Genomic DNA, 17,578 nt, shown 5'->3' on the forward strand with positions numbered 1-17,578 from the left:
TAATCACCGATACATCGAAACTTGACTAATATCCGTATCCATTTTCGATTTCTCTCCAAAATTAATTCTTTCCTTCTCAATAACTAAAGGACGCTTTAACACTTGCGTATGAATTGAGCCAATATACTCACCGATGATCCCAATAAAAAATAATTGAACCGATGAAAAGAAAAACAATCCAATAACAAGAGGAGCAACACCAACTTGAAAATAATTCCAAAACACAACTTTAGCTAGCAAATAGAGAATAGCAACTAAGAAACTTATTGCTGACATTGCAAAACCGAGCATAGCTGCTAATCTTAATGGGATCTTTGAATGGTTTGTGATACCCAACATGGCAATATCATATAAGGTATAAAAATTATTTTTAGTAATTCCTCTTTTACGTGCAGGCTGAACATAACTTATTTTGTAGCTTTCAAATCCTATATCTGAAATCAATCCTCTAAAGTAAGGGTACGGATCATCGATATCTCTCAATATTTTTATTACCTGTTGATCATATAAACCAAACCCCGTGTTGTTTTTAGTTAGTTCGATCTCAGAGACTCTATTAATAAAATTATAGTACATTTTTCTGATAGTAAACATTAGTGCTGATTCTTCACTGTCATTTTTTACACCTAGGACAACTTTATAGCCCTCTTCCCACTTTTTCACAAAGTCAAGAATCATCTTAGGGGGATCTTGAAGATCAGCAACCATTAATATGACTGCGTTTCCTTCCGCTTGAAGTAATGCATGATAAGGAGAGCGTATATGTCCAAAATTTCTTGCATTAACTATAACTTTCACATTGTGATCCTGAGAGGCAAGTCTCTTTAATATTGCAACGGTATTATCTTTTGAAGCATTATCAATAAAAATGTGTTCGTAAGTATACCCATCCAATTGTTCACATATTTCCTTGACTTGATTGTACAACTCTTCAACGTTAGCTTCTTCATTATAACAAGGAGTTACTATACTAATAGTTTTCATAAGAACCTCTTTACTCATAGTTATGCTTTTAGTCAAAAAATAAGTTATCCAGTATCATTTTTTGTCTCAGATAATTTTGGCTGCCTACATGATGTGTATAAGTATCTGGAATACCAATTCTCTTAAATTTAACACCGGATCCGCTTTCCGCGATTACTTCAGCTACTGCGCTGCCTAGACCACCAATTATATTATGCTCTTCAAGTGTATAAATGGGTGTATTCTTTTCTATTAATTTTAGTACCATCTCTTTATCAAAAGGTTTAATGGTTGGCATGCTAATGAGGGCTGCATTCTTTCCTTGTTTTGCCCATTCATCAACCCATATTTTCCCTTGCTCAAGCATATTACTAGTAGTTATTAATGTTAAGTCATCACCCTGAGTAACTTCTATCGCTTTGCCGATCTCTATTTTAGTATCTTCCGAATGAATCTTAGGTTCTCCGTTTTTTCCCAATCTAATGTACATCGGCCCTTGGTATTGTACACTTTGCTTTACAATTTCCCTAACTTCAATCGGATCTCCTGGGCAACAGACCGTCATATTAGGAAGGTTTCTCATAATAGCAATATCTTCAATAGAGTGATGTGTTGCTCCTGCGGGCCCATATGAAAGTCCTGCACCGACCCCAACTAGTCTTATGTTAGTATTCATATATGCGACATCGACTCTTACCTGTTCAAAACATCGCATAGTTACAAACGGAATAATACTATATACATAAACGATTTTTCCGGATAAAGCTAGTCCTGCAGCCACTCCAACCGCATTTTGCTCTGCTATCCCGACATTTAAAAAACGGTCGGGGAACAGGTCACGAAAAGTTTCTAATACTGAAAATCCCATGTCAGGTGTTATTAAAAAAATTCTCTTGTCTTTTTTTGCTTCTTCTACTAGGTTATGAATAAAAGTATTTCTCATTTGGATTCACCTAATTCCTTTATAGCCTGATTATATTGATCATCATTAGGTGATTTATAATGCCACTCTAGCCTGTCTTGCATGTAAGATACACCCTTACCTTTGATTGTATGAGCAATTATAGCTTTAGGTCCTTTTTGTTTTATTCTAAATACATCTGCCAGTTTCTTCGGATCATGACCGTCTACCTCATAAGTTTCCCAACCGAATGCTCTCCAACGATCAGCTATATTCTCTTGACAAATAACTTCATTCGTTCTACCAAAGCTCTGCAACTTGTTATAATCAACAATAGCTGTTAGGTTTTCTAACTTTAGTGTGGAGGCTAACATAATTGCTTCCCATATAGAACCTTCATTACACTCCCCATCACCTACTAAAACGTAAACGTGCCCAGGATTATTCGTTTGCCTGTTTGCAATGGCCATTCCAAGGCCAATAGACAACCCATGACCAAGTGATCCTGCAGAAGCTTCAACGCCAGGTACTGCCTCCATATCGAGATGTCCTGGTAAAATCCCACCATCAATATAATATTTATCCAAATATTCTTTCGGGAAGAAACCTCGCTCTGCTAATGTAGCATATAAAGCAGCACTACCATGACCTTTGCTTAGTAAGAATTTATCCCTATCAGGTTTTTCCGGATTCAAAGGATTAATATTCATAATCCTAAAGTATAGTGTATACAATATATCGACAATTGATAGACACGTTCCCACATGAGAAGATTTGGAATAATGTACCATGTGAATAATGGATTTCCTAATATTCGTGTTTTCCATAAAATTACTCCCTTAGTTGCGTATATTTCATTAGAGCTTTTAATTTACTTATATCTGCTTCCCACATTTTTGGTTCGTTGGCACGTGGAGGTGCCTCGCCCCAAACAGGCTCAAGGTTCTTATTCAAACTTTTTGCAACTTGATCGTAAAATTCACTAATCGTTTTTTGTTTTCCCGATCCTATGTTAATAATATCCCCGGGTACAAATTCTACATTTATAATATTTAAATAAACATCAAGGACTTTCTCAATCTCAATAAAATCCCTTACTGAATTCGGTCTCGAAAGTTTTGGTCTCTCATCATTTTTCAAGGAGTTGACTATACTTGGATATAAACGAGACGAATCCTCCAATTCACCAAAGGGGGAAAACAGTCTTAATGTACATACTTTATAATTCTGAGTCTTACCAATCATAGTACAATAATTCGTTGCTGCAAGTTTTGTGACGCCATAAAGATTAACCGGCTCACATAGATCTGATTCTTTCATTGGGTGGTTTTTAATACCGTATTCAGAGGAAGTTCCAGTATTGATAAATTGCTGTATTCCATTTGCAGTGGCGGCATCTAATAAATTAATAGTAGCATTAAGATTAGAACTAACAATCCTTTCTGGATCTGCCTGATTAGGAAAACCGCCGTAAGTTGCAATATGATAAATAATATCTGGCCTTAACTCTTCAATTAATTGAAAGACCTCGGCTCTATTTTCTAAATTTGTATAATAAATCTCTTCGATTTTATTCTTTACATCAATTATTCTCCAAAAGTCGGAGCTCTTTCTTGCTGTTATAAATACTTTGTTTTTCCCATTAAGTAAAGCCTTCACCAGACTGGCTCCAACAAATCCCGTTGCTCCGGTTACTAATACTTTTAACATATTCAGACCTCATTTATTCTGGTAGTTTTGAATTTGGCTAAAGCTTATACTCTTTAAATCAGTACCATTCTTATATGCTTTAGTCCATTCAATAATATTGTCCAAAGTTTCATCTAAATGCCAACGTGGAGACCAGTTTAATTGCATTTTAGCCTTTGAACAATCCAATTTTAAATACGAAGCCTCATGAGGGTGGTTTCCTTCCTCAATAATATATCCTTGGTTACCAGCCCATTTCTCACACATTCTTTGTACGATCCATTCAACAGGTTTCGCATCACTGTCTTCAGGGCCAAAGTTCCATGCCTCTGCATATTGAGGACCCGATTCATAAAGCTTCCTGGCTATGTGCAAGTAACCACCTAAAGGTTCGAGAACATGCTGCCAAGGTCTAATTGAATGTGGATTTCTAATTTTAATGGGTTCACCAGCTAACAAAGAATTTATGCAATCCGGAATCAGTCTGTCTTTAGCCCAATCACCACCGCCGATTACATTGCCTGCTCTGGCAGACGCAACCGCTACACCATGCCTATCATAATCGTGTGCATTAAAATAGGAATTTCTATATGCCGAAGTGACCAGCTCTGAACAAGCCTTGCTATTAGAATATGGATCATAACCACCCATGGGTTCGTTCTCTCTATAACCCCATACCCATTCTTTATTATCATAACATTTATCAGTTGTAACATTTACCACTGCTCTTACGGTATCAGTTATTCTGACAGCCTCAAATAGATTAACCGTACCCATGACATTGATAGAGTAGGTATCTACAGGAATTTTGTAGGAATCTCTTACCAGAGGCTGAGCTGCCATATGAATAACAATCTCGGGCTGAAAGGCCGCCATTTCAACCTTCAATGTTTCTAAATCTCTAATATCGGCAATTATCGATTTTATAAGCATGCTTTTTACATCACAAAGTTCAAACAAACTCGGAATTGTTGGAGGCTCAGTGGCATAGCCCACGACTTTGGCCCCTAATTGATTCAACCACATACATAACCAAGAACCCTTAAACCCCGTATGTCCAGTTATGAAGACTTTCTTATTTTTCCAAAATTCTATCATAATGTCTTTACCAAATTATCATCCCAAACTTTCCATGGTGCTTTTTTGCTTGCCCATAGAACCTCCAGATGGTTTTTATCGCGTAATGTGTCCATAGGCTGCCAGAAACCAGAGTGCTTATATGCGGATAACTCACCCTGCTTCGCAAGATTTTCAAGAGGACCCTTTTCAAAAACAGTATGATCTCCCTCTATATAATCAAAAACTTCTGGTTGAAGAACAAAGAATCCTGCATTAATCCATGAACCGTCACCTCTCGGCTTTTCTTGGAAGCCCCGAACTTCACTTTGATCATTAATATCTAATGCTCCAAAGCGCCCATCAGGTTGAATGGATGTGACAGTTGCAAGTCTACCACTTAATTTATGGTGTTGAACTAACTCTTTAATATTGACGTTTGAAACCCCATCACCGTAGGTTAGCATAAATGGTTCGTTACCAATATACGGTTGAACTCGTTTCACCCTACCACCTGTCATAGTATCAATCCCTGTATTAACCAAGGTAACTTTCCATGGCTCGGCAGAGTGATTATGAGTTATGTTTTGATTATCATTTCTAAAATCAAACGTTATGTCTGATTCATGTAGAAAATAATGAGCAAAGTATTCTTTAATAAAGTAACCTTTATAACCGAGGCAAATAACAAAGTCATTAAACCCATAACTTGAGTAGATTTTCATAATGTGCCACAGTATAGGTCTTTGACCGATTTCTATCATTGGTTTTGGTCTCAAATGTGATTCTTCACTAATTCTAGTACCATATCCACCAGCAAGAATGACTACTTTCATTTTACTGCCTCCCCTTGTTTATGGCTCACTTTAGCTAATACAAATTCCTTAATTTTGCTAATTACGTAGTCAATCATTTCATTCGTAAGTCCGGGATAAACACCTACTAAGAACGTATCATTCAATATTTTATCAGTATTGGTTAAATCACCATAGATTCTATAGTTTACTCCTTGGAAAGCCGGTTGCTTAGTTAAATTCCCTGCAAATAACATTCGAGTTTGAATGCGATTGGCTTCAAGGTATTTAACAATTTCATTTTTTGTAAATCCTGCATTATCCTGAACTGTAAGTATAAATCCAAACCAACTAGGATTAGCGTTTTCTGTTGCTTTTGGAAGAATGAAGTATTCATTAAGATCACTAAGTCCATCTAATAAACGATTAAAGTTACTTATCCTTGCGTTTGTAAAGTGCGGAACTTTTTTCAATTGCTCTAGGCCTATTGCTGCTTGCATATCCGTAACCCGTAAATTATATCCGATATGAGAGTAGGTATATTTATGATCATAACCATAAGGAAGTGAACCCAGTTCCCAACCAAAACGTTTTTTACAAGTATCATCACAACCAGATGCGCACCAACAGTCTCTTCCCCAGTCTCTAAAAGACTCAATTATCATTTTCAGTTTAGGATCATTGGTATAAACAGCTCCTCCTTCTCCCATTGTCATATGATGGGGAGGGTAAAAACTAGAAGTTCCGATATGACCAAATGTTCCTGTCAGTTTCCCATCATATCTTGATCCCAATGCATCACAGTTATCTTCAATTACCCAAAGATCATATTTTTCTGCAATTTGCATAACTACATCCAGTCTGAAAGGATTCCCCATCGTATGAGCTATCATAATAGCCTTGGTTTTGTCAGTGATAGCTCCTTCAATTCGATCGGGTAATATGTTGTATGTCCCAAGATCAACATCAACAAATACTGGCACCGCTCCATTTTGAACCATTGGGGCAACCGTTGTAGGAAAACCCGCTGCTACGGTGATAACTTCATCCCCTGGCTTTATTCGTTTTTCTCCAAGTTTAGGGGAAGTAAGAGCAGAGAAAGCTAGTAGATTTGCGGATGATCCTGAATTAGTGAGCAATGCATATCTTACACCTAAAAATTCAGCATATTCTTTTTCAAATTGCTTATTGAATCTTCCCGCAGTCAACCAAAAATCTAATGATGAATCAACCAGGTTCGTCATCTCTTTTTCATCAAAAACTCTTCCACCATAGTTTACATACGTGGACTCCGAATCAAATGAACTTTGTTTTTTATGCACTAAATTATAAAACTGCTCTACCTTTTGCAAAATAGTATATCTTAATATCCCTTCTAATTCAGCCTTTGTTACATCTCCTATAAAATCTGTTATCTCAGATTCATTAATTATTAGTTTATTTTTATCACAATAATTAAATGTTTCCGTTCCAATTTTGATTGACTTATCACACGTTGCAATGCTTTTTTCTAAAATTAGAATTTCAACATTTGAATCATTTTGCTCAAGAATAATACCAATCGAATCTTTAATTTTTACTACATTGCCTGCTTTTGTCATGGCTAATTTCACATCCTACTATTATTGTTAAAACTTCAATATTTATGACCAAAAAAACTTATAACTGTAGTTATGGGTAATGCAATTAGTTGAGATACAAATTTAATAACAATCGGATTTGTTATGGTTTTCAAAAATATTCCAAGCATTAAATCATCACCTATTAAGGTTAGAATTATAAGTAGAAAACCAAAAAAAATTATGAAGAATAATCTGATTAATAATAAATTTTTTTAAATCTACGCCCTATACTTAAGAACATATCTTCAACTCCAGAAAATTCATTAATTAGTATTAATGTTATTAATAATAGCGCCCAATTCTCTCATATCTTGATTCAAACCTTTATCTTTAGGTATTACTGAATCCGAAAGTTCAATATCCAACATAATCATTGTGTTCATATCAATATGTTTCTGGATCTCAAAAGTTCCACTATGATCACCTTGATAGATTATCTTGTCGTTAATTTTCAAAATTATTGTATTGGGTGATAGGAAGTTAGGAAGATAACCCTTTACTTTCAAATCTCCTTTTGATCCACTTCTAAATGTAATACGAGCTCTCTTGCTTATCCATACTGAATCTTGCTCCGGTTGATACCATCCTGGGCCGAGCACTCCCTCTGAAATTTGTCCATTAAGAAGAACATTACCATTTTTATAGACGAAATTCTTTTGGGAATCATAATAAATGTTCAGGTTATATTTCTTCATTATATCTAAACCATGAATAGTTTCAGGCAATGTATTAATTAAAGGAGTAATTCCATTTTTATCTATTGGCATATTAGTTGGATCTAAAGCAAAAGGAATCATGGAAGTAAAATAAGCTCTGACATGAGGAGCTCTTTTCCAGTCTGCAATGTTGGAGATAATTTGAAATACTATTATGATCATTAATATAAAGAAAGGAATAGAATTCCATTTAATTTTTCTTATATTAAAATGACTATAAAGTAAAACCCATATGCAACCTATAATTCCAAACTTAATATGGGCTGCATACCAATAATTTGTTCCTCCTTCCCAATCCATTTGATTTCTACCAATTAAAACCAATATCATTACTCCAATACTATAAAACATAAGCAATATTGGCAAAAACGTCCTCTTCCACATTTCTGCTTTGAAAAAACCGAAGAAGCAATAAATGTATATAAACAATACAATTACTCCACCAAATAGCTCTAAGGTTTGAGGGAAATGATAATCTTGCCATAAAGTTCTTCCTAACAAGCTGCTACACATAAAAGCTAATAAAAACATAGTTGATTTTAATGGGTGCAAGAATATATTAATTATACCTTGCAATACGCCCGTACTATTTTCACTAGCTGGAATGAATAATGAATACATTTTGATATATATAATCCACAAAATAAAAATCAAGGCCCCAATTGAAATAAATTTGGCATCCAATTTTTTATTAGAGTACATAAATATACCAATTAACATGTATATACCTGGTACCCAAGCTAATGAATAGAATGTACCGAACACATTGACAGATAAGATTAGCATAATGAAGATTACTATTAGTTTTATATTATTTTTAATTTTGTCAAAATAATATCTATCTATTAGAATCGTTGCCAATAGAAATGAATAAATACCTAATCTGACCTGTGTATCCATTCCACCAGCTGCCTGTTGGCTAACACTAAACATGGTAAATGCTATGATCCAGAACAATAAATTACTACTGTAGCTTGAATCATTAGGTGATATATTTTTCTTATACACTAAATAGATAGCTATGGCACTGAGCAAAATTAAAAATAAATGTATATAAACATCAACTAATGTATTTAAATGAAAAAAAACTGCATTAGCAATAAAAATAATGTTATAACCTAATAAACCATGTTCACCATATCGTGTTAACAAATCTTTAAACACTAAAGTACCAGAAAAAAAACTATCAACTAACTGTAAATGAAAAAACCAAGTCTGCCAAGCAATATTCACAGTTGTTACATATAGATAGACAAGATAGTAAATTGTAAATAATACAATACCAATCCAACTTAGTTTGCTTTTAAGTGATATATTCATGTAATCTCCTGTTATTATTAATTGGTATTTTCAAATATATGAACAGCATCTTCTAATTTTTTTATTAAATAAACATTAGTATTTTTAATTAAATTACTTTGCAAATTTTGAAAAAGAAACATCTTGAATAAACCAGCACTTATTCCTGCTTCAATGTCAGATTCCTTATCCCCGATCAAAAGCGATTTGGAAAGGTCTATTTCAAATTCATCTCTTGCTCTATAAAACATCCCAGGTTTAGGTTTACGATCAAAGGAACTTTTTTTATATTGTCCAATTCCATCAGGATGATAAGGACAATTATATACTTTATGAATAATAATCCCTTGATTCAAAAACTTTTCTATCATCCATTTAGTTAAAATAGAAAAATCATTTTCTGAGTAATAACCTCTTGCTATCCCTGCTTGATTGGTTACTACGATAAGAACATAACCCTCTTTTTGGAAATATTTACAAATTTCAAAAATACCATCAATAAATTCAAAATCTTCAATTTTATAAACATAGTTTTTTTCTTTGTTTATCACACCATCGCGGTCAAGAAATAAAGCCTTCTTCAAAATAATCACCTAATTCCACTTGAGCTTTTACATAGTCCTCGGGGATTCCTATATCAATAAAGTAAGTATCAGATTTGTAACCAAACAAATCAATTTGTCCAATATGTTTAGCCATAAAATCAGTTTCAAAAGAGAACCGTTCCGGTAATGGCAATTTTCCCATAAGGTGTGAATTGATTAAATACACACCACCATTAATTAGACCATAGGAACATTTCTTTTTTTCCTCAAAAGAAATTATTTTATCACCATGAAGATTAACAGTTCCATAGCGATCAAAATTTATCATTGGCTTTAATGCCAATGTCAGCTCTGCACTGTTTTTTTTATGTGACTGTGCAAGTTCACTTAGACTTACATTAAAAAAAGTATCTCCATTAATAATGAATACTTGTTCAGATATTGCTTTGCTCAAAGCAAGTTTAATAGCTCCTCCAGTGCCTAGCGGGCTTTCCTCTTTAGAATACACTATTACCAGACCATTAAATTGCGTTCCATAATATTCTTCGATTTTATGATGCAGGTAGCCTGTTGACAGAATAACCTTTGTAATACCATTTCGAATTAAATAATGAAAAATATATGATAAAAAGGGACTATATCCTATGGGAGCCATAGGTTTTGGTAAATCAGCAACAACTGACTGCAATCTAGTACCAAAACCACCAGCTAAAACAATAGCTTCCATATTAAAGTCCCTTTCCAAATATGGCTTCTTCCACAACAGCACAAATAATATGCCCTATCAGAATGTGCGATTCCTGAATTCTAGGCGTTTCTTCCGAAGGTACTTTAATGCAATAATCACATAAGTCTGCCATCTTCCCACCTGATTGACCGGTTAAGCCTACAGTTATAATCCCTTTGTCTTTACAGGTTTCTAATGCATTAACGACATTAACTGAATTACCGGAAGTCGAGATCCCTATAAACATATCTCCTTTGACTCCATTAGCTTGAACTTGTCTAGCAAAAAGTTGTTCATATCCATAGTCGTTTCCAATTGCAGTAATAATTGAAGTATCCGTCGTTAACGCGATGGAAGGAATACCTGGTCGATCAAAATAGAACCTGCTCACAAATTCCCCGGCTATATGCTGAGCATCTGCTGCACTTCCTCCATTACCTGCTAATAACGTTTTGTTACCGTTACGGTAAACTTCAACAGCCTTTTCAGATACTTCACTTATTAGAGATATCAAACCAGCATCTTCCAGCAATCTTTTTTTCGTCTCATAAGACTCTTGAATTTGATTCTTTATTAATGTTTGGATCATTAAATTTTCCACCCCTGGATTCCATTTTTAGTGAAATGGAAGTTCATTACTTCCCCGTTTAATTTCTTAAGTGCACGTATGAGATCAAGCCTCAGGTTAGGATCTACCATAAACATCATGAATCCGCCACCACCAGCTCCGGAAACTTTACCTGCATATGCACCTGCTTCAATAGCCACATCATACACTGAATCAATGAAACTATTTGAGATGGAAGAAGCCATTTTCTTTTTAGCCTCCCATGATTTCCCCAAATATCTAGCGAATTTTAGGATGTCTCCTTTTAAGATGCTTTCCTTCATAACCATTGCATCTGCCTTAAGTTCATGCATAGCATCGATGGACTTTTGATCCTTCTCTCTAGCATTCTTCACTTGCTCATTTATGATATTTGCTGATTCTCTAGATGCACCTGTGTAATAGAGAACTATAGAAGATTCTAATTCATTGATGATCCAGTTTTTTACCCGCAGGGGATTTACTATCACACGATCATCAGAATAAAACTCTATAAAGTTGATTCCACCGAAGGTTGCAGCATACTGATCCTGACGCCCACCACTCAACCCCACATCTACTCTCTCTATTTCAAACGCCAGATGAGCAATATCGTATTCCCCTAGAGGTAGGTTTAACCATTCAACATAGGCTTTTAAGATTGCTACAACCATAGTTGAGGAAGATCCTAATCCAGAACCGGCAGGTGCATCGGAGTATGTTGTTATTTTTAACGAAAGGGGTTTATTGTTATTGAACTGCTTAACTATCCTGTTATAGATTCCTTTATGAAGATCTAGTCTGCCATCGAATTCAAGATAAGACTTGGATTGGGTTTCAAAAAATTCATTCCTATCAGCGGCGTGGAATAAGATTGTATTATCGTTTGTGACTTCAATTGTACAGTAAGTATACATATCGATAGTGGCGTTCAATACATATCCACCGAAATCATCACAGTAAGGGGAGACATCCGTACCTCCACCCGCTAATCCCAATCTTAATGGTGCCTTAGATCTTATTATCATGTCTAATTTCCTTTCAGTAGCTTATATCTTTACTAAGAATATTTAAAGCACTTTCCTCTGAGAAATACTTCTTAATGTAGGACTTTGATTTCTGCGATAGATCCATTAGTCTATTATGATCGCGGTAGATTGTACAGACCAGTTCAGCGAAAGTATCGCTATCATCGCACTCGATTAAATAATCTTCTATCCCTGGTAAGCCCTCTGAGCCTACTCTCGTTGTTACAATAGGTGCTCCATTGTACATTGCTTCCACAACTTTCCCTTTTACTCCGGCGCCATACCTCAAAGGTACAACTACTAATTTGGTATTACGGTAGTATTCAGATAATTGCTCATCTGTAACAAAACCAGTTACGATAATGTTATCAGAGATAAGATTCTTGACTACATCAGGGGGATTAGATCCCACAATATAAAATTTAATGTCAGGTATTTCTGATAAGATTTGCGGAAATACCTTTTGTACAAACCACAAAACAGCATCTGTATTGGGTTTATGGCCAAAGCCACCAACAAATAAAATGTCGGATCTTTCATGAAAAGGCTTTGTGATGGTTGCATCATCATCCTCATAAATATAAGCCGGTACTGCTCTCACAGTTAATTCAGGCGCCAACTTACTAATTTCATCCACTTCAACTTGAGAAGGATAATATATAACATCCGATTTGTGGAACAGTTCCATCTCTAACTTTTCCCAATCACCGGAAGAATTTTTAATTTCTTCATTCCCAGTCAATTGATACTCTCTCAGTTCCCTGAGAAAATGTAAGTCATGGCCATAATAAATCACTTTGGAGTTCGTATATTTTCTAATTAAATCAATATAATTAATGGATATATGCGGGCGATTCAGGTAAGTGTAATGAATATATTTTCCGTTAGATTTTAACCAGTGTTCTAGGTTTCTTGCATAGTAATTACCATAAAGAACCTCAATTCCTAATTGCTCAAGAGCAGCCGTATAGGGTTCATGTTTAAAAAAATTATCTCCGATAAACTTAACGTTCATACCCATTTTCACGAACAACTGAAGATACTGATACACCGTTCTGCTGCCGGCATCCTTGTCAAAATGTGGAACGTAATGATCAATTACAAGAATAGTTTTTTTGTTATAGCTGCGGTCTCTCGCGAGAAATACATTCTCAGCATTATCAAAATGTTCTTTAAAGAGGACATTTTTCCACTTTTCTTTGAACTTTTCTTTATTCTTAACTTGATAGCTTTTTATTCCAGAATTTGTATCAGTCCCATGAGATATTCCTTCAAAATGGACGATAACCGATTTAGGCTGAAGAAGCACTTTATATCCATGCTTTCTTACTTCAAACGCCAAATCAGAATCTTCAAAATAAGCCGGTGCGTACCGGTCATCAAAACCGCCAATTTGATTCCACAGCTCTGTTCGAATCATAATAGCAGCTCCGGAGATATAATCCACCTCTTTTACGTAATTATACTCTGGTTTCTCAGGTTCATCTAAACGGCCATAATTCCATCCGCTTGCATCTTTCCAAATAATGCCTCCTGCTTCTTGCTGTCTTCCATCTGGATAAACTAATTTAGAACCCACCATACCGATAGAAGCGTCACTTTGTATTAGATCCAGCAGGTATTTCAACCAATCGGCTTGAACGTTGGTATCATTGTTTAAGAAGAAGATGAATTGACCCTTTGCAGATTGTGCTGCATTATTGCAGTTTCTTAGAAAACCCCTGTTAACCTCGTCTCTTATTACCACTACGTTTTCTACAACATCAACAATATTCTGCGTGTCGTCAGTGGACATGTCGTCGGCAATAATGACTTCATAAGGTATGTCCCTTGTATTTTCCAGAATAGAAAGAAGGCAAGCGTACGTATAATGCCATTGATTATAAACTGGAATTATTATACTAACGAGAGGATTCTCATGTTTTTCAAAAACAAGTTTCTTAGAGGTATCAATCTCTTGAAATAATTGTAGCTCATTCGTTTCAACAGTGATGTGTCTTTCAACGAAATTATCCAATCTGTTTTCAAGTAAATTTGAGTCTTCTGTCTTCATATAATATTTGAGTTTTTTCAAATTCTGTTTATTTAAACTTCTTATCATTACTTTTGGATTTTTAATTGTCTTAAAAGCGAGTTTAGCAAGGAACTTTCTTTTACTGCTGTCAGGCAGTATTCGGTCTCTGTATTTATAATATTCGTTTAATAATTTCCAGCCCCCGGACTGAAGGATATTATTTAATCTCCGCTCCTGTTCAAGAAGCTGTGAAATATGACCCAGCTGATTCTTGATAACCTGGTCTTTTTCTGAAAAATCATTAAATCTTTCATGTACAGAATCAATGGAAGTCGATAGTTCATTATGCATTGTAGACATTGCATTAATTATCTCTTCCTTGTGTTTTAACTCTTCAGTGACCATGTTTAATTGCAGCTTGGCTTCCATCAATTGAGAATGCAATGAACCGCACTCTTCTTTCATTGACTGAACTAAATTAAGAGCCTGTAGAAGATTATCTTCTTTTTGTTTCAAAAGACTCATTGCTTCATTTGCATGTTCCGTTAATGCCTTGGTTGAATTCAACTGGCTTTGGAGTAATGCAATATTCTGATCCAATTCAGCGATGTGCTTATCTAAATTTTTAATATGTAAGTTTCTTTCCTCCACTTCATTTTGTAAATTAACAATGCGATTCACCATAAACTCATATTTCTCATTGTTCAATAAAACCGAGTTGATATTGATGTCAATTGGCCAGTCACTACAGACAGCTACAATGTATTTACCGTTTTGAGTTTTTTGGTCGCTAGGGAGTAAATTCTGAGTGTGTTGATTTTTGTTGTCAGTTATGAGCGAGGCAACTTCGAATTTTTGATTGTAAAAATGCACATTGTGAAAATAACTATTTAAGAAATCAAAAAACTCTTCTCGATAGAATTCCTTTACATGAAATGGATTTGTATAATTAGGTATCTCTGAATAAATATATTTATCCGGCGTGGAGATAACTAGTACCCCATCTGGTTTGAGGACTCTTTTAATTTCTCTTAGGAAGGATTGTTGGACGCTCTCATCTACATGTTCAATGGTTTCAAATGAAACAACGACATCAACCGATTGATCGGGCAAACTTAGTTGATCCACAGACCCAACGGAATAGGTTAGATTACTACGCTGATATTGTATTTTTGAATGAGTGATCGTTTCCTTACTAATATCGACACCATGCACTTCAGCAGCATGTTGGGATAACAAATAAGAACCGTAACCTTCTCCGGACGCTGCATCCAAAACGACTTTATCTTTAATTAAAGAAAGAACAGAATAATACCTTTGCATATGCTCAAGTTGCATTTCCTTGTCGGTCGCTTGCGGAATAAATCTTTCGCCTGAGAATTTCATACTTACTATAATCCCACCTTAATCTAATTGATAGAACTGGACTTCATCTAAAGTTAGAAAACCGCTCAACTCATGAAGACTTGAATGGTAAGCTTGAAAAACAATTGCATCGTGCACCCAACAATGCTGTGTGTGAGCTTCTTGGGAACCGGAAGCTACAGCAGGAGAGATTGTAAATTCTCCTCTGTTTAAGTTAGGCATTTGAAAAGTAAACCCCACAGTGTGGATTTGATTCGCCATATAATCTTGTATATGCTGACCAGTTACAAAGCTGTTAGATTGAGCTACTATATTCCCAAGTCTGTCTTTAATACTAAAACCTATGATCGGGTCTTGTATATAATCATTAGATTTTATTTTTATTAACAGCTTCACGTATTGCCCAGATTGTACCATATTGATTTTTTGCTCGGAATGATTATCAAATAAAGAAATGCCTATAATAGCGGCCTTGTTATCGCCTTGAATATCTAGATTCGTAGGAAGGTCATCAATCTGTTCACCTGTCCAAGTTTCGGCAGCAGCAGCTGCTTCTTCATCTTCGGACCTAGTCATTTGTGCCCCAATCATAAACGCTTGAAATTTCTTAGCCACCTCTAATGTCTCACCATCATCCATAAGAACCCCTTCATTGATCCAGATTGCCCTGTCACAATATTTAGTTATGGTCCCCAAATCATGCGAAACGAACAATATTGTCTTCGTCCTTCTAAATTCTTCGATTTTCCTGAAGCACTTTTGTTGAAAACGCATGTCACCTACACTAAGGGCTTCGTCAATAATCAGTATTTCAGGGTCTATGTTAATGGCAACGGCAAAGGCAAGTCTTACAAACATCCCACTGGAGTACATTTTTACAGGTTGGTGTATAAAATCTCCTATATCAGCAAATGAAATGATTTCGTCGATTTTCTCATCCATATCCTGCTTAGAGTATCCCATAATGGTTCCATTAAGGTAAATATTTTCCATTCCGGTATAGTCGGGATTGAATCCTGCTCCCAACTCCAAAAGTGCAGAAATTTTTCCATTAACTTCAATTGTACCTTCTGTAGGAGTTAACACACCTGTTATCATTTTGAGCAGTGTAGATTTACCAGAACCATTCTTGCCAATAATACCTATTGTCTCACCTTTCTTTATTGAAAAAGTGACCTTATTTACTGCATGAAAGTTCTTATGTAGCTTTTTGCCAAAAGGGTGTACAGCTTCTTTCAGTCTATCTACCGGCTTCTCATAGAGCTTGTAAACTTTAGTAATATTCTGAACCTTAATTGCTGTTTCAGACGTTTGTGTATGATTCATGTCGCTCTCCTTATAATACATCCGCAAAGTGAGGTCTGAGCTTTCTGAAAAAGGTAGCTCCAATCATCAAAAAGATTACAGTAAAGATAAAAAAGTTAACCGTTAAATTCATATCCTGCCAAAACCAAATTTTATAAATAAAGGTATTCCTGAACCCTTCCACAATATAGTACATAGGATTTAATTTTAGGATGAAATGGTATTTTTGCGGAACAATGTTAAGGGAGTAAAATATTGGAGTTAACCAGAAGCCAAACTGGAGCAGCATTGCAATAAGCTGACCGATATCTTTGAGGAAAACAACTAGGGAAGAGGTAAGCCATACTACACCCAGTATGTATAGTAGCAGGATGATCTCATAATAAACAATCTGCAAATAAAACCAGCTAGGATAATAACCATAAACAGAAAACATAACGATAAGAAACAGTATAAAGAAGGTATGAACGAAAAAAGCTGAATATATTTTGACTATAGGAAGAACGCTTGTTCTAAAGACAACTTTTTTTACCAAGTAGCTATTATCGGTAATGGAGCTTGTTCCCGTTTGCACGCTGTCAGCAAAGAAATTCCAGGGAATCATTGCTGCTGCCAACCATAGGATAAAGGGCACATTATCCACCGGCGTTGATTTAAATCCGACTTGAAAGACAAACCAAAATATTAAAAGGGAGATAGTAGGCTGTATGAAGGCCCATACAATTCCCAAATAGGACCCTGAGAATCGGGCTCTAAAATCTTTTTTCGCTAGTTCAAAAATCAGTTTTTGACTCTTCAACACATCGATCAGGAATCTGTTACTCTGACTGAAAAAAGACATACGCGTTTGCGACTCCCTTCAACCTAAAAAAATGTAGAATCATGTTGTATTTTCTTTTATTTTACGTCGAGTATTTTACCAAAAATGGCTTTTAAATACTAGATAAAAGTTTTTTTTGATAAATCTT

The 17,578-nt window shown here is 35.3% G+C and carries 15 protein-coding genes; all 15 read right to left on the minus strand.

The window, feature by feature from the left end:
• Positions 1 to 3 precede the first annotated feature (3 nt).
• Positions 4 to 984 carry a glycosyltransferase family 2 protein gene (locus ACZ5N7_RS12565; RefSeq protein WP_464654585.1) on the minus strand — a complete coding sequence of 327 codons (981 nt, stop codon included), beginning with the start codon at positions 982 to 984 and terminating at the stop codon, positions 4 to 6.
• 28 nt (positions 985 to 1,012) lie between these two features.
• Positions 1,013 to 1,906: a transketolase family protein gene (locus ACZ5N7_RS12570; protein WP_464654586.1), complete on the minus strand. Its 894-nt coding sequence runs from the start codon at positions 1,904 to 1,906 to the stop codon at positions 1,013 to 1,015.
• Positions 1,903 to 2,691 carry a transketolase gene (locus tag ACZ5N7_RS12575; protein WP_464654588.1) on the minus strand — a complete coding sequence of 263 codons (789 nt, stop codon included), beginning with the start codon at positions 2,689 to 2,691 and terminating at the stop codon, positions 1,903 to 1,905. The genes ACZ5N7_RS12570 and ACZ5N7_RS12575 overlap by 4 nt, the downstream gene beginning before the upstream one ends.
• 4 nt (positions 2,692 to 2,695) lie before the next feature.
• Positions 2,696 to 3,574: an NAD-dependent epimerase/dehydratase family protein gene (locus tag ACZ5N7_RS12580; RefSeq protein WP_464654589.1), complete on the minus strand. Its 879-nt coding sequence runs from the start codon at positions 3,572 to 3,574 to the stop codon at positions 2,696 to 2,698.
• 9 nt (positions 3,575 to 3,583) lie between these two features.
• Positions 3,584 to 4,651 carry a CDP-glucose 4,6-dehydratase gene (gene rfbG, locus ACZ5N7_RS12585; RefSeq protein WP_464654590.1) on the minus strand — a complete coding sequence of 356 codons (1,068 nt, stop codon included), beginning with the start codon at positions 4,649 to 4,651 and terminating at the stop codon, positions 3,584 to 3,586.
• Entirely contained in the window at positions 4,648 to 5,445 is a 798-nt protein-coding gene (gene rfbF, locus ACZ5N7_RS12590; protein WP_464654592.1) for a glucose-1-phosphate cytidylyltransferase, read from the minus strand. Before rfbF ends, rfbG begins: the two co-directional genes overlap by 4 nt.
• Positions 5,442 to 7,004: a lipopolysaccharide biosynthesis protein RfbH gene (gene rfbH, locus ACZ5N7_RS12595; protein WP_464654593.1), complete on the minus strand. Its 1,563-nt coding sequence runs from the start codon at positions 7,002 to 7,004 to the stop codon at positions 5,442 to 5,444. Before rfbH ends, rfbF begins: the two co-directional genes overlap by 4 nt.
• A 284-nt stretch (positions 7,005 to 7,288) precedes the next feature.
• Positions 7,289 to 9,061 carry a hypothetical protein gene (locus tag ACZ5N7_RS12600; RefSeq protein ID WP_464654595.1) on the minus strand — a complete coding sequence of 591 codons (1,773 nt, stop codon included), beginning with the start codon at positions 9,059 to 9,061 and terminating at the stop codon, positions 7,289 to 7,291.
• A gap of 17 nt (positions 9,062 to 9,078) precedes the next feature.
• The gene (locus tag ACZ5N7_RS12605) at positions 9,079 to 9,624 is read right to left on the minus strand and encodes a D-glycero-alpha-D-manno-heptose-1,7-bisphosphate 7-phosphatase (protein WP_464654597.1); all 546 of its coding nucleotides are present in this window, start codon (positions 9,622 to 9,624) and stop codon (positions 9,079 to 9,081) included.
• On the minus strand, positions 9,602 to 10,312 hold the full coding sequence (locus tag ACZ5N7_RS12610; protein WP_464654599.1) for a nucleotidyltransferase family protein: 711 nt from the start codon (positions 10,310 to 10,312) through the stop codon (positions 9,602 to 9,604). The genes ACZ5N7_RS12605 and ACZ5N7_RS12610 overlap by 23 nt, the downstream gene beginning before the upstream one ends.
• Position 10,313: 1 nt before the next feature.
• Complete coding sequence (gene gmhA2 / locus ACZ5N7_RS12615; RefSeq protein ID WP_464654601.1) at positions 10,314 to 10,901, minus strand: D-sedoheptulose 7-phosphate isomerase; 588 nt, start codon at positions 10,899 to 10,901, stop codon at positions 10,314 to 10,316.
• Positions 10,901 to 11,926 carry a GHMP family kinase ATP-binding protein gene (locus tag ACZ5N7_RS12620; protein WP_464654603.1) on the minus strand — a complete coding sequence of 342 codons (1,026 nt, stop codon included), beginning with the start codon at positions 11,924 to 11,926 and terminating at the stop codon, positions 10,901 to 10,903. The genes gmhA2 and ACZ5N7_RS12620 overlap by 1 nt, the downstream gene beginning before the upstream one ends.
• A 13-nt stretch (positions 11,927 to 11,939) precedes the next feature.
• Entirely contained in the window at positions 11,940 to 15,326 is a 3,387-nt protein-coding gene (locus ACZ5N7_RS12625) for a glycosyltransferase (protein WP_464654605.1), read from the minus strand.
• Between the two features lie 18 nt (positions 15,327 to 15,344).
• Entirely contained in the window at positions 15,345 to 16,631 is a 1,287-nt protein-coding gene (locus tag ACZ5N7_RS12630; protein WP_464654606.1) for an ABC transporter ATP-binding protein, read from the minus strand.
• A gap of 10 nt (positions 16,632 to 16,641) precedes the next feature.
• Positions 16,642 to 17,451, minus strand: a complete 810-nt coding sequence (locus tag ACZ5N7_RS12635) for an ABC transporter permease (protein WP_464654608.1) — start codon at positions 17,449 to 17,451, stop codon at positions 16,642 to 16,644.
• Between the last annotated feature and the right edge of the window lie 127 nt (positions 17,452 to 17,578).

This window comes from Paenibacillus sp. JCM 18996 (assembly GCF_055392555.1).

What these genes read in the sequence shown, in the direction of transcription:
- ACZ5N7_RS12625 (WP_464654605.1), bottom strand. Translation starts at nt 15,326, where the DNA reads ATGAAATTCTCAGGCGAAAGATTTATTCCGCAAGCGACCGACAAGGAA.
- ACZ5N7_RS12575 (WP_464654588.1), bottom strand. Translation starts at nt 2,691, where the DNA reads ATGGAAAACACGAATATTAGGAAATCCATTATTCACATGGTACATTAT.
- ACZ5N7_RS12620 (WP_464654603.1), bottom strand. Translation starts at nt 11,926, where the DNA reads ATGATAATAAGATCTAAGGCACCATTAAGATTGGGATTAGCGGGTGGA.
- ACZ5N7_RS12580 (WP_464654589.1), bottom strand. Translation starts at nt 3,574, where the DNA reads ATGTTAAAAGTATTAGTAACCGGAGCAACGGGATTTGTTGGAGCCAGT.
- rfbH (WP_464654593.1), bottom strand. Translation starts at nt 7,004, where the DNA reads ATGACAAAAGCAGGCAATGTAGTAAAAATTAAAGATTCGATTGGTATT.
- rfbG (WP_464654590.1), bottom strand. Translation starts at nt 4,651, where the DNA reads ATGATAGAATTTTGGAAAAATAAGAAAGTCTTCATAACTGGACATACG.
- ACZ5N7_RS12610 (WP_464654599.1), bottom strand. Translation starts at nt 10,312, where the DNA reads ATGGAAGCTATTGTTTTAGCTGGTGGTTTTGGTACTAGATTGCAGTCA.
- ACZ5N7_RS12630 (WP_464654606.1), bottom strand. Translation starts at nt 16,631, where the DNA reads ATGAATCATACACAAACGTCTGAAACAGCAATTAAGGTTCAGAATATT.
- ACZ5N7_RS12570 (WP_464654586.1), bottom strand. Translation starts at nt 1,906, where the DNA reads ATGAGAAATACTTTTATTCATAACCTAGTAGAAGAAGCAAAAAAAGAC.
- ACZ5N7_RS12565 (WP_464654585.1), bottom strand. Translation starts at nt 984, where the DNA reads ATGAAAACTATTAGTATAGTAACTCCTTGTTATAATGAAGAAGCTAAC.
- ACZ5N7_RS12600 (WP_464654595.1), bottom strand. Translation starts at nt 9,061, where the DNA reads ATGAATATATCACTTAAAAGCAAACTAAGTTGGATTGGTATTGTATTA.
- ACZ5N7_RS12635 (WP_464654608.1), bottom strand. Translation starts at nt 17,451, where the DNA reads ATGTCTTTTTTCAGTCAGAGTAACAGATTCCTGATCGATGTGTTGAAG.
- gmhA2 (WP_464654601.1), bottom strand. Translation starts at nt 10,901, where the DNA reads ATGATCCAAACATTAATAAAGAATCAAATTCAAGAGTCTTATGAGACG.
- rfbF (WP_464654592.1), bottom strand. Translation starts at nt 5,445, where the DNA reads ATGAAAGTAGTCATTCTTGCTGGTGGATATGGTACTAGAATTAGTGAA.